General features: G+C 62.8%; 10 protein-coding genes and 1 pseudogene. 6 read left to right on the top strand and 5 right to left on the bottom strand.

All coding sequences use genetic code 11. The features are described 5' to 3' along the window. Positions 1-41: 41 nt before the first annotated feature. Both R3O64_RS00980 and R3O64_RS00975 read right to left on the bottom strand, forming a co-directional pair. Entirely contained in the window at positions 42-1,079 is a 1,038-nt protein-coding gene (locus R3O64_RS00980) for an aspartate-semialdehyde dehydrogenase (protein WP_070524049.1), read from the bottom strand. Positions 1,080-1,098: 19 nt separating this feature from the next. Continuing rightward, positions 1,099-2,364 carry an aspartate kinase gene (locus R3O64_RS00975; protein WP_070533793.1) on the bottom strand — a complete coding sequence of 422 codons (1,266 nt, stop codon included), beginning with the start codon at positions 2,362-2,364 and terminating at the stop codon, positions 1,099-1,101. Between the two features lie 146 nt (positions 2,365-2,510). Between R3O64_RS00975 and R3O64_RS00970 the strand changes: the two genes are divergently transcribed. After that, positions 2,511-3,383, top strand: coding sequence for a DMT family transporter (locus R3O64_RS00970; protein WP_070561342.1), 873 nt, complete (start codon positions 2,511-2,513; stop codon positions 3,381-3,383). A gap of 14 nt (positions 3,384-3,397) precedes the next feature. On the opposite strand, the gene R3O64_RS00965 is transcribed toward R3O64_RS00970, so the two are convergent. Then, entirely contained in the window at positions 3,398-4,591 is a 1,194-nt protein-coding gene (locus R3O64_RS00965) for a mannosyltransferase family protein (protein ID WP_339017138.1), read from the bottom strand. 306 nt (positions 4,592-4,897) lie between these two features. Between R3O64_RS00965 and leuA the strand changes: the two genes are divergently transcribed. Together leuA and R3O64_RS00955 are read left to right on the top strand one after the other, a co-directional pair. Beyond that, positions 4,898-6,712, top strand: a complete 1,815-nt coding sequence (gene leuA, locus R3O64_RS00960; protein ID WP_070533800.1) for a 2-isopropylmalate synthase — start codon at positions 4,898-4,900, stop codon at positions 6,710-6,712. 274 nt (positions 6,713-6,986) lie between these two features. Next, positions 6,987-8,018, top strand: coding sequence for a hypothetical protein (locus R3O64_RS00955; RefSeq protein WP_339017137.1), 1,032 nt, complete (start codon positions 6,987-6,989; stop codon positions 8,016-8,018). On the opposite strand, the gene R3O64_RS00950 is transcribed toward R3O64_RS00955, so the two are convergent. Both R3O64_RS00950 and R3O64_RS00945 read right to left on the bottom strand, forming a co-directional pair. Beyond that, the gene (locus tag R3O64_RS00950) at positions 8,015-8,659 is read right to left on the bottom strand and encodes a hypothetical protein (protein WP_339017136.1); all 645 of its coding nucleotides are present in this window, start codon (positions 8,657-8,659) and stop codon (positions 8,015-8,017) included. The genes R3O64_RS00955 and R3O64_RS00950 overlap by 4 nt on opposite strands. Positions 8,660-8,695: 36 nt before the next feature. Beyond that, complete coding sequence (locus R3O64_RS00945; protein WP_339017135.1) at positions 8,696-8,896, bottom strand: hypothetical protein; 201 nt, start codon at positions 8,894-8,896, stop codon at positions 8,696-8,698. 111 nt (positions 8,897-9,007) lie between these two features. Between R3O64_RS00945 and R3O64_RS00940 the strand changes: the two are divergent. The 3 genes and pseudogenes from R3O64_RS00940 to R3O64_RS00930 form a co-directional block, all read left to right on the top strand. Continuing rightward, positions 9,008-10,174: pseudogene (locus tag R3O64_RS00940) on the top strand (DNA polymerase III subunit epsilon); the annotation flags it as partial. A 372-nt stretch (positions 10,175-10,546) separates the two neighbouring features. Beyond that, positions 10,547-11,836, top strand: coding sequence for a Mur ligase family protein (locus R3O64_RS00935; RefSeq protein ID WP_070561332.1), 1,290 nt, complete (start codon positions 10,547-10,549; stop codon positions 11,834-11,836). Continuing rightward, complete coding sequence (locus R3O64_RS00930) at positions 11,829-12,608, top strand: type 1 glutamine amidotransferase (protein WP_143334438.1); 780 nt, start codon at positions 11,829-11,831, stop codon at positions 12,606-12,608. Before R3O64_RS00935 ends, R3O64_RS00930 begins: the two co-directional genes overlap by 8 nt. Positions 12,609-12,616 lie beyond the last annotated feature (8 nt).

Below are 12,616 nucleotides of genomic sequence, written 5' to 3'. Positions count from 1 at the left end.
TTTATTGAGGAGAACAGTGCGGCACTGTCGTGCGCCACACGCTAGACCAGCAACTCCGCAATCTGAATAGCGTTGAGCGCTGCGCCCTTGCGCAGGTTATCGCCAGACACGACGAAGACGAGGCCCTTGTTGTCCTCGACCGTCTGGTCCTGGCGGATGCGCCCGACCAAGGAAAGGTCGATGCCGGCTGCCGCCAGGGGCGTCGGCACATCGACGACCTTGACACCCGGCGCGGCCGAGAGCACCTCGCGGGCCTGCTCCGGGGTAATCGGCTTCTCAAACTCCGCGTGTACGACCATGGTGTGGCCAGTAAACACCGGGATGCGCACGCACGTGCCGGACACCTTCAGCTCTGAGATGCCCAGAATCTTGCGGGACTCGTTGCGCAGCTTCTGTTCCTCGTCGGTCTCTTCGGTTCCGTCATCCACGAGGTTGCCCGCCAACGGCAGCGCGTTATACGCAATCGGAGCGACATAGGGGCCCAAATCCTCCTCGGAGACCTCAAGCGCAGAGCCGTCGTGGACGAGCTCAACGTTGCGGTCACCGATTGAGGCCACCTGCTTGACCAAGGTTTCCACGCCGGCCAATCCGGAACCGGACACGGCCTGGTAGGAGGCGACGCGCATGGTGGTGAGACCGGCGGCGTCGTGAAGCGCCTTCGTCACCGGCATGATCGCCATGGTTGTGCAGTTCGGGTTGGCGATGATGCCCTTGGTGACGTTGTCCTTATCCTGCGGGTTCACCTCTGACACGATGAGCGGCACGTCCGGATCCCGGCGCCACGCAGAAGAGTTATCCACCACGGTGGCGCCGGCCTCGGCGAAGAGCGGTGCATACTGCTTGGACGTCGAACCACCGGCGGAGAACACGGCGATGTCGATTCCTGCAAGGCTCTCCACAGTCTGCTCAGCCAAATCTTCGACGACGACCTTGTCCTCGCGGAAGGTGAGCTCCTGGCCGGCGGAGCGTGCGGAGGCAAAGAAACGGACCGTATCGGCCGGGAAGTTGCGCTCCTCCAAGAGGGTGCGCATCACGCGGCCAACCTGCCCGGTAGCGCCTACAACTGCAACAGTGGTCATGACCTTTACTCCTTAATTTTTAGCGTCCGGTACCAGCATAAACGGTGGCCTCTTCCTCGCCACCCAGCTGGAACTTATCGTGCAGGGCCACGGCAGCCTTCTCCAGATCGGCCTCGCGGGTAAGCACGGAAATTCGGATTTCGGAGGTTGAAATGAGCTCCATGTTGACCCCGGCGTCACGCAATGCCTCCGTGAAATCTGCGGTAACGCCCGGGTGGGACTTCATGCCGGCACCGACGAGGGAGACCTTGCCCACCTGGTCGTCGTAAAGCACGTTGGTCCAGTGCCCCTCCTCCTTGAGCTTGGCCAGGATCTCCATGGCCTTTGGGCCATCCGCGCGCGGGCAGGTGAAGGTGATGTCGGTGGTACCGGAGTCCAGCGAGGAGACGTTTTGCAGGACCATGTCGATGTTGATCTCGGCGTCCGCGATGGCGCGGAACAACTTGGCCGCCTCACCCGGGCGGTCCGGTATGCCCAGGACGGTGACCTTAGCCTCGGAACGGTCGGTTGCGATACCAGTAAGTACTGCTTCTTCCACGGGGATATCCTCCATTGAACCGGCGATGAGCGTGCCGGGGTCGTTTGAATAAGATGAGCGGACTCGAAGGGGAACGTTGAACGCGCGGGCGTACTCGACACTGCGCAGGACCAGAATCTTGGAGCCCACAGCTGCCATCTCCAGCATCTCCTCGAAGGACAGCTGGTCGAGTTTCTGGGCGTTGTGGACGATGCGTGGGTCGGCGGTATAAACGCCGTCGACATCGGAGTAAATCTCACACACATCGGCCTTGAGCGCTGCCGCCAGCGCCACCGCGGTGGTGTCCGAGCCGCCGCGGCCGAGGGTGGTCACATCACGCGATTCCTTGTTCACGCCCTGGAAACCCGCAACGATGCAGATCCGGCCTTTCTCCAAGGCTTCGGTTAGACGGCCCGGGGTGACGTCGACGATGCGGGCGTTTCCGTGGCGCTCGGTGGTGAGCACGCCGGCCTGGGAACCAGTGAAGGACTGAGCCTTGGCACCAAGGGACTCCACGGCCATGGCAACGAGTGCGTTGGAGATGCGCTCGCCGGCGGTCAACAGCATGTCCATCTCACGCTGCGGCGGGACGGGGTTGACCTGCGCTGCAAGATCAAGCAGGTTATCGGTGGTATCTCCCATGGCGGAGCACACAACAACGACGTCGTTGCCCTGCTTCTTCGTCGCCACAATGCGCTCCGCCACCGCGCGAATGCGCTCTGCGCTTTCGAGGGAGGATCCCCCGTATTTCTGTACGACTAGGGCCACTGACGGTCCCACCTTTCCTGTTTGTGAGGGCCATTACCTGTTCACCGCCCAATACCTATAGACCGGCAGTCAACTCCTTTAGACTACCGCCCTTTGGTTCCCATCGAAACACGTGCTGGATATTAATTCCAGGTAGGGTAGAAACGATGCTTTCAAACCTGGTTGCCATTACTTTTGCACTGGCCTCCGCGCTAGTCGTGGCCTGGGGCACAGTCATACGCCACCGCATCGTGTTGGACGCTAGCTCCAGGAGCGTCATGCGCACCGCTATTCGGACTCCCTTGTGGTGGGTGGGGACCAGCGCCGCCGTTATTGCCTACGCGCTACAGCTCGTCGCTCTCCACTTCGGCACGCTGCTCATCGTGCAGCCAATCCTCATCCTGTCCCTCATGTTCACGCTGCCGCTCGCCGCCTGGTATTCCCGGCGGCCGATGCCGGCACGGGAGGTGTTCTGGTGCCTCACGCTGACCATCGCGGTGAGCATCATGGTGGTCTATGGGCGCCCCACCGCAGGCTTGACGACGCCCACCTGGTCCCAATGGTGGCCCGCCTTCGCCCTCGGCGCGCTTGCCCTCACCGCTCTGTTCGTGGCGGCCTATAACCGGCCGGAGGAGTCCGCCCTAGCGCTCGGGAGCGCGTGCGGCATCCTGTATGGCTACGTGGCGCTCGTAGCCAAGGCAGTGGTGGACGTCCTCTCCCACGAGGGCATCACAGCCTTGCTGGCCAGCTGGGAGCTGTACGTGCTCATTGGGCTGGCGGCTGCCGGAACGGTGATCCAGCAATATTCCTTCCACGCTGGCGCGCTTGCGCACTCTTTGCCTGCGATGACCATCATGGAGCCCATCGTGGCCTTCGGTTTGGGCTACTGGGTCTTGGGCGAAAAATTCCAGGTCAGTAGCGTTGCGGGTTGGTGCGTGATGGGGGTTTCGCTCATCATCATGATCGTTGCCACAATCGTCCTATCCCGCGTGCCGGTCAACCCGGGAAGCGCTCAGCGCGCGGAGCAAAGCCCACGCTAGGACGAGCTTCCGCGCTAGATGGCCCACTCAAAGACCACCAGCATATAAGCGGAGAACCACGCCGACCACAGGACCCAGGCGCTACATGCGAGCCAGAGCTCGCGGGGTCGCAGCACCTCAGACGCGCGCACGGCCCAGGGAAGCGCCAAGATAATCGCGGGCAGGAGGAGACGCGGGCGCGAGTGCATGATGCCGTCGGAAAGCAGCACATTCGCACACAGCGCGGCGCTAAACCACCACGCCACCGGATTCAGCCTTCCCCACGCCGCCACCAGCAGCACGGGGACGCCCAGGATCACCAGAACGCTAAGCAGGTAGCCCACATCGTTCTTCTCCGTCAGAACTTCCCACACGAACCGTACGGTGGCAGCACCCCAGTCGAAGGTGGAATGCCAGTGCTCGGTCTGGATGCCAAAGTAGCCGCCGGCCTCTGCGAGGTAGCGCTGCGTCCACAATAAATACGCTGGCAGCGGAAGCGCTGCCACGATGAGGCTGAGCCAGGCCTGCCACGAGCGCCGCCCATAGATGAGCACCCACAAGGCAAAGACAGCAAGGAAGTCCACGGAGGTCAGCCGCACAAACGATAAGGCAAAGCCGAACGCCGCCGCGCGCCACCAGGCGCGATCATCCAGCGCGACGAGTCCCCACACCAGGAGGGCCCCGAAGAGAGCTTCGGTATAAGGCATCGAGAACACGATGGACATCGGAGCGCTGCTCACCACGATGGCAGCGGCGCATTGCCCACGGCGCCCCGCCCCCAAGCGCTGCGCCAAGACCATAACGCCGGCAGCCATGGCCACGGTGAGGAGGGTGTTAACGATGAGCGCGGCTACTTCGAGGCTGATCCCGGTCCATCCCAGGACCCGCAACAGCATGGGAAAGCCCGGGAAGAAGGCCATTGTCGTCTCATAGACTGGGCCATCAGTGTGGATATCCGCGTCAAAATATCCCACTCGAGCAATTTCCAGGTAGTACTTGGAATCCCACGACGTGAGCCGATCCCACAGCTCCTGGTCATTGACGGCGGCGATGACGTTCAGAACGGCAATGCGCACCGCAGTTCCAACAACCGCGACCAACGTGGCAAGCGGCACCAGTGACAGCGCCCTGTGCGTGCCAGCAGGGGAGGCGTCTGCCGCGCGCCCGCTATCCGCCGTGGGCTCTTCCCCCGGATCCTGAGTAGTCTTCGTGGAGTTTTCTTCATGCACGCCACAACATCCTAGCCACCCACATGAGGCATCCCAATATGTGAAATCGGTTGCCATAGAATGAGAAGCGCTGTATTGTGGCTCACATGACTTTGCGGCACACTCTCCTCCTTAGTAGCCGCGGCGGGTTTTAGGTTTCTAGCTTCACGGCCAGCGCCCCGCCGCGGAGCGCGGTGATGCCAACACACCGCAGCTGGCCGTCCCCCCACGATTCACGCCGAAGCTGCGCACCATAAATAGCGCAACACAGTAAAACGCCTTTGGCCCCAGACCCATAAGCCCCAGACAAGGAAGAGAACAACCACCATGTCCCCCAACGATTCTTTCATCTCCGCTCCCCGCGAAATCACCACTCCGGCTGGCCCGCGCAACGAAAACCAGCCCGCGTGGAACAAGCAGCGCGGTTCTTCGATGCCAGTAAACCGCTACCAGAGCTTCGCCGAAGAGGTAGAACCGGTCTCGCTGCCTGACCGCACGTGGCCAGACAAGAAAATCACCGTGGCGCCACAGTGGTGCGCCGTGGACCTGCGTGACGGCAACCAGGCCCTCATCGACCCGATGAGCCCTGAGCGCAAGCACCGCATGTTCGACCTGCTGGTCAAGATGGGCTACAAGGAGATTGAGGTAGGCTTCCCCTCCGCCTCCCAGACGGATTTCGACTTTGTTCGCGAAATCATCGAGGGCAATAAGATCCCGGATGACGTCACCATCCAAGTCCTGGTCCAGGCGCGCGAGCACCTGATCCGCCGTACTTTTGAGGCTTGCCAGGGCGCGAAGAACGTCATCGTGCACTTCTACAATTCCACCTCAAAGCTGCAGCGCCGCGTAGTCTTCCGCAAGGACCGCCCGGCCATTAAGAAGCTGGCCACGGACGCTGCGGAGCTCATCAAGGGCATTGCCAAGGATTACCCCGATACCAACTGGCGCTGGGAATACTCGCCGGAATCCTTTACGGGCACCGAACTGGACTTCGCCGTCGAGGTCTGCGATGCCGTTGTTGACATCATGGAGGCAACTCCGGAGAACCCCATGATCATCAACCTGCCCTCCACGGTGGAGATGATCAGCCCCAACGTCTACGCCGACCAGATCGAGTGGATGCACCGCAATTTTGCGAAGCGAGACTCCATCATCATGTCGCTGCACCCGCACAATGACCGCGGCGAGGGAATCGCCGCCGCCGAGCTGGGTTACATGGCCGGGGCGGACCGCATCGAAGGCTGCCTGTTTGGCAACGGTGAGCGCACCGGCAACGTGGACATCATTACCCTGGGCCTGAACATGCTGACCCAGGGCGTGGACCCGCAGATCGACTTCTCCGATCTGCCTAAGATCCGCGAGACGGTGGAGTATTGCAACCAGCTGCGCGTGCCGGAGCGCCACCCCTACGGCGGCGAGCTGGTATTTACCGCCTTCTCCGGTTCACACCAGGACGCCATCAACAAGGGCCTGGACGCCCTGGCGCAGGAGGTGCGCCCAGGCGCGAACAACACCGAGGTGTCGTGGGAAGAACTGCAGGAAACCACCTGGGAAGTTCCCTACCTGCCCATCGATCCGAAGGACGTCGGCCGCGATTACCAGGCGGTCATCCGCGTCAACTCGCAGTCCGGCAAGGGCGGCGTGGCCTACATCATGAAGACCGATCATGGCATCAATATGCCGCGCGCCATGCAAGCGGAGTTCTCCTCCGTCGTGCAGGCGGTGACTGACGCCGAAGGTGGCGAAGTCAACTCCAAGAACATGTGGGATATCTTTGCCAACGAGTTCTTAGAGCGCACCTCCCCGCTGGAACTCGTCACCTTCCAGGTTGATAACTCAACCACGGAGGATGAAGACGCCAAGGTCACCGCAACCATCGTCTTTAACGGCGAGAAGCGCATTGTCTCCGGCATGGGTAACGGCCCCATCGCCGCATACGCCAACGCGCTGGAAGACGTCGGGATCGACTTCGAGGTCATCGACTATTCCCAGCAGTCCCGTACGGCCGGCGACGATGCCGAAGCCGCCTGCTACATCGCCGCCGAAGTCAATGGCGCACAAGTGTGGGGTGCCGGCATCGCCGGATCCACCACCCGTGCGTCCATCAACGCCATTACTTCAGCGGTCAATCGCGCGGACTAATCCTCCGCCGCGACACAGGGCGACACAAGGAGGAGGCGAGCTGGTCCGCGCGCCTCCTCCTCGCTAAAGCTACTGACCGTAACATCGCGCTGGCTACACATTGTTGTAGGCCAGCACGGAGAGCTATAGAATAAATACGCGACACAATTGCACAAAGGCATTGAATACCTTGTGCACCCAATAAGAATTTCAGCCCGAACTTCGGCATTCCCTACTGCGCTCAGTTTTGCAACTGCGCGCATTTGTTGCAGTTCGGCAGGCGAAGGCGAACACTATGACGGTCACTAACTACGTGGTCCCCCACTCTGGGTTTGGTGAACCTCGCCGCCTCACGGTTGACGCCGTTAACCCGGAGATGTTCCTGCAACTGCTCTCCCTGGCGGATAACAACCACCTCAACGTCACCCTGTGTGGGCACTCAAGCTCCGGCTTCCGCGTCCGGTATGAAGATGACATCGTTGGCGTCATCCCCGCTTCCCAATCCGCCGATTACACGGAATTGGATTGGATCATTAGCGCGGGTTTGACCCCACAGGCCACTGCAGAAATTTCGCTCCGCGAGGACGCGGTGGAAGAAACCGTTCCGGTATTCGAGGTTCTCCTCCCGGAGCCAGGCCTGTGCGTCCCGATCAATGTTCCCCCGGCTCAGCGATGGGGCATGCTCGACGGCGACCGCGCCCTTCGCATCACTGACTTTTCGGCTCCCACCCGTTCCCTGCCGAAGCACCCTGCGCATCTACTCGTACGCTTGACCAACAGCCGGCGCTTCTTCCGCCGCGCCATCGAGATTCATCTCGATGACAAGCTCATCGCCACCGTTCCGCGCGATCAGGCCACGTGGCTGAGCGATACCATCGCTGGATTCAAGCACGAGGGTCTCATTGCCATTGCGCGCGCCTACTTCACACCGGATGATAAATCCCCAGCCCTGACCGTCTACTCCGAAGAAGGAACACCAGACGCCCACGTCGCCGTGGGGGCCGCCGGTGTCATCGCTGCCGCCGCTGGCGCGGTTGCCGCGACGGCCACAAACACCGATAGGGCTCATGCAGCAACCGCTCCGGTAGGCGGGTTCCAGGCAACGGGCACGGCACACACCGCAAGTTCCGCTGCCACACAGGGCGCACAAGTCCTCTCCTTGAAATCCTTCGGGACCGCCGCAACAGTTGGCTCAAAGATCGCCGCTGCTAGTACTGGTGTCAAGCTGGTGTGCGCGGCAAGCGTTGCCGTCATCATCGGCGGAACCGCTAGCTTCGTATCCTCTGTGCACGCACTTCACTCCGCCCCCAATCAGGTTGCTGACTAGGCTTTAGAGGAGCACACCACTTCGCTCCTTGCCCCCAGCCCGGCCAATAATGCAGAAGCTGACGCCGCGCTTACCAGCGAAGCTGACGCAACCGAGGACACGGCTGCAGGCGCCCACCGCCCCGATAACCAGGGGCACTCGGTAGTACCACGCGCCCTCGACCGAACCACTGCCTCGACTCCGGCGGAGCCAACGGAACTGTCTGCGCCGACGGAGCCGATTAAGCTGGCCGGGCCCACGCAACGTGCAGAGCTCGTCACGCCCGGGGAGGCAATTCCTTCCCCGCGCAACACGCACCACGCTGAAGTCACACCACCAGCACCGCGGGAAACCGAAGCCGCAGAAGAGTCCACGTCGCGCACGTCACGGCCCCGCCAGGAGGATTCCACCTCCACCACCACAACTACGAGCGCACCTAGCTCCACGCGGAGCGTGCCGACGTCATCGCCTTCAGCGACCCCAACTTCTTCGACGACACCGACCTCATCAACTTCGGCGTCGAAGACGACTGCTACGACGAAGCCAACGTCCCGCACCACCACACCTGTCAGCACTCCGCCCACGACTAAGCCAGCGGAGTCGACTACTCCTGCGCCGACGACCTCCAAGCCCGCTGCCTCCACGACTGCTACGCCAACCACGACAAAGACTCAGCAGCCCAAGCCGAGCACCTCGTCTCAACCAAGCACCACGACTAAGCCCAGCACCTCGTCTAAGCCGAGCACTTCGCCCAAGCCGAGCACCACACCTAAGCCCAGCACCACGCCGAAGCCGGAACAGACTTCTGAGCCCACATCGGACCGCACTCCTGAGCCGAGCCGTGAGCCCGAACCGACCCCCGAGCCCACGCCAGACCACGACGGCTGGGTCATCATCATCGAGACCGACTAGTCCGCAACACGCCCTGCCTCGCTGCCAATTCGGGGGATACGGCAGCTTCACGTGTGCCCTTTCCAGCTTCCTCGCGGTTGGGTACTAAACTGTGAACAATGACTACGACACCCGGCCCCACCGAACCTGCAGCGCAGCTCAGCGCAGCAGAGACGCCGGCCGCGGCGTCGCCACAATCCAGCGCCCCGAAACCAGGACCGCGCCCTCACCCAGCTGAGAACAAGCAGAACAGCAAAGAAGATAGGGCGTCGGCCCGCGAAGCAGCCCTCGCTGCCTTCCCCTTTGTTGCGCTGACCATCCAGACCACTGGCATTCACCCCTCCACAGGTCGGTTGCTTACCGTGGATGCGCTGACACTCAACACCGCGGGTGAAACCGGCCAAGAGTTCCACGCCGTCCTCAACCCCGGCGAAGACCCTGGCCCCCGGCATCTTCACGGCTTGAGCGCTGAGGAAATCCAGGCGGGTCAGTCCTTTTCCATGTTGCTCAAGCCGCTGGATCGGCTCATCGATGGCCGCACGCTCATCGTTCACGATGCCCCCTATACCTGGGGTTTCATCGTCGCCGAAGCGCGCCGCGCGATGACTGCCGCCGCCCGCCAAAACCGTGCGCGCAACCGCAACCGCGGTAAAGGCCGGCGCCGTCGCTTCAAGGTGGGACACGTTCCCACCCCAGTAACCATCGTGGATACGCTTGCCACCGCTCGCCGCCAAAGCGTGTGGAGCACCGATATCCGCCTAGCGGCCGTCGCGCGGGATACCGGTCTTCCCGCGCCCGACCCCACCGCCAGCGTCGCCCGTGCGCACCGACCGGAAAAGGACACCTCCCGCGAGGCAACCCGTCTGCTCGTGGACCTCTACCGTGCGCAAGCCGCGGGCCCGCTCAGCAGCGCGGCACCGGATGAGCTGCGAGCTGATCGCTTTGGGCTACAGCGTTCCCACGTCCGCGTCGACGCTGCCGAAGCTCCCCGTCAGCACCACAACCCCGGCCCCTATGTGCCCGGCAAGGAACTCATCCGTGGCATGGAGATCGTCGTTGCCCCGGAGATCACCGAGGACCCCGACACCATCATCGCGGCGTTGGCCCGTGAGGAGCTGAACTACTCGGAGAAGCTCTCCCGCGAGACGTCCCTCGTGGTCTGCAACATCACCACCAACCTCGTGGGCAAGCCCATGCATGCTCACCGCAAGGACATCCCGCTGATGTCCGATGTTGCCTTCCTCGCGGCCCTTGAGCGTATCGAGGAACCGACCGAACCTGAGGAGCAATCCACCTCCGGCGCAACGAGCAATTCGGGTAAGCGCCACAGCAGTGGGCAGCCCAACCGCAATCGTTCCACGAACAAGAACCGCCGCCGCTCGCGCCGCAAGTCCTCCAACGCCCAGCACTCCCCTAAACAGGGACAAGGGCAGAAGAAACACCAGGGCTCCCCGGCCGACGGATCCGCAAGCGACAAGCCTGCTCAGTCGGACTCCAACTCGAACAACCGGAACAAGGGCGGCAACAAAGGGCGTCGGCGTCGCCGCCGCGGCGGACGCGGCCGTCGCAGCAATGGCAACCAGCAGAACCAGCAAAACTCGGGACACAACCGCTCCCACAACACCGATAGCTAGCATCCCCCGACTACTCTGGGGAGCATGAATTTTAACTTCCGAAGCGCGTTTTCTTCCGCGCGCACCGCGGTTGCAACCTCCGCCGCGGCGTTGGCCACCACCGCCTCGCGCGCCACGGGCCGCGGTGCGGGCGGCATGATCGGCGGGCTCATCGCTAACGCCATTGACCCCACTATCATGCAAAACCTGGCCAAGCAGCGCCCAGCCGTCTTGGTCACCGGAACCAACGGCAAGTCCACGACCACGCGGATGCTCGCCGCAGCCGTGCGCACTACGCACACCGTGGCCACCAACGATGGCGGCGACAACATGGATGCAGGAATCATCTCCGCGCTCTTAGCTGGCAAAGATGCAAGCCATCTTGTCTTAGAAGTAGACGAGCTCCATGTCCCCCACGTTGCGGATAACCTCAACCCCACAGCGCTCGTGCTGCTGAATCTCTCCCGCGACCAGCTGGATCGCGTCGGTGAGATCAACAAGATTGAGCGCGCCCTGCGCGGCGCCGTCGAGGCCCACCCGGACATGCTCGTCATCGCCAACTGTGATGACGTCCTCATGACCTCCGTGGCCTATGACGCAAAGAATGTCATTTGGGTGTCCGCGGGTGCCGGCTGGATGGGCGAATCCGTCACCTGTCCGCGCACCGGCGGCCACATCGTGCGTGACGGTGAGGACTGGCGCGCGGTCAAGCCGCTTGCCGACGGCCGCGAGTTCCGCCGCCCCACCCCCACCTGGGCGGTGACGGAGGAGGGCATTGTGAGCCCGGGGGGCGTCGACAAGCTCAAGCTTGCTCTGCCGGGACGGGCCAACCGCGGTAACGCCGCCCAGGCCGTCGCCGCCGCCGTGGAGGCCTTCGGCGTGGACCGCCACAAGGCTATCGCCGCTGCCGAAGGCGTCAACGACGTAGCCGGACGCTACTCCACCATCACGCTGGGCAAACGCGAAATCCGCCTGCTCTTGGCTAAGAATCCGGCCGGCTGGCAGGAGGCGCTGTCCATGGTGGACCGTGACGCCGATGGCTTGGTCATCGCCACTAACGGCCACGTGGCCGACGGTATTGATATGTCCTGGCTCTGGGACGTGCGCTTCGAGGATTTCGAAGGCATCCCTGTCAAGGCAGCCGGCGAGCGCGGCACGGATCTGGCCGTGCGTTTGGTCTACGCGGATATCTCGCACGAGCTCATCGCAGACCCACTCGCCGCTATTCAATCCTGTCCGGAAGGCCGCATCGAGGTTTTGGCCAACTACACTGCCTTCCGCGATCTGAAGAAGGCGCTCACCGCCGCAGCAGCAAAGGAGCATTCGAATGACTAGCCTGCAGATTGGCCTCATCCTCCCTGACATCCTGGGCACCTACGGCGATGACGGCAACGCCCTAGTCCTGCGCCAGCGCGCCCGCATGCGCGGCCACGAGGCGGAGATTGTCCCCATCAAGCTGGGTGAGCCGGTGCCGGAATCCTTTGATGTCTACACCCTCGGCGGCGGCGAGGACACCGCGCAGATTCTCGCGGCAGAGCACCTCATCGCTGACGGTGGCCTCACCCGCGCTGCCTCCGCAGGTCGCCCGATTCTGGCGATTTGCGCGGGCCTGCAGGTACTCGGCGAGTCCTTCCGTGCATCTGGCCGCGTGGTGGATGGCGTGGGGCTTATCGACGCCACCACCGCCTCCATGGCCGAGCGCGCCATCGGCGAGGTAGCCACCGAACCCACCAAGGCCGGCATCACCGCTGAGCTCACCGAACCGCTCACCGGTTTTGAAAACCACATGGGTGCCACCATCCTGGGCCCTGCCGCCCAGCCGCTGGGAACGCTCACGCGCGGTACCGGTAACGCAGATACCGCCGCCATCCTGGATCTCTCCGACAAGGCCGTCCAGCGTGAAGCCGAGGGTGCGGTACAGGGCAGCGTCATCGCCACCTACATGCACGGTCCAGTTCTGGCACGCAACCCGCAACTGGCTGATCTGCTGCTGGCCAAGGCCATGGGAGTCGCGCTTAGCGAACTCGAGCCCTTGAACATCCCCGCCATTGATCAGCTGCGCACCGAGCGTTTTAATGCCTCGGAGCCGCCGCGCTCGCAACGCTAGGGGCGCTC

This window comes from Corynebacterium hesseae (assembly GCF_037850265.1).
Lineage (GTDB): Bacteria > Actinomycetota > Actinomycetes > Mycobacteriales > Mycobacteriaceae > Corynebacterium > Corynebacterium hesseae.
The sequence above is the reverse complement of the archived record's forward strand: the minus strand, read 5'-3'. Positions and strand labels throughout refer to the sequence as shown.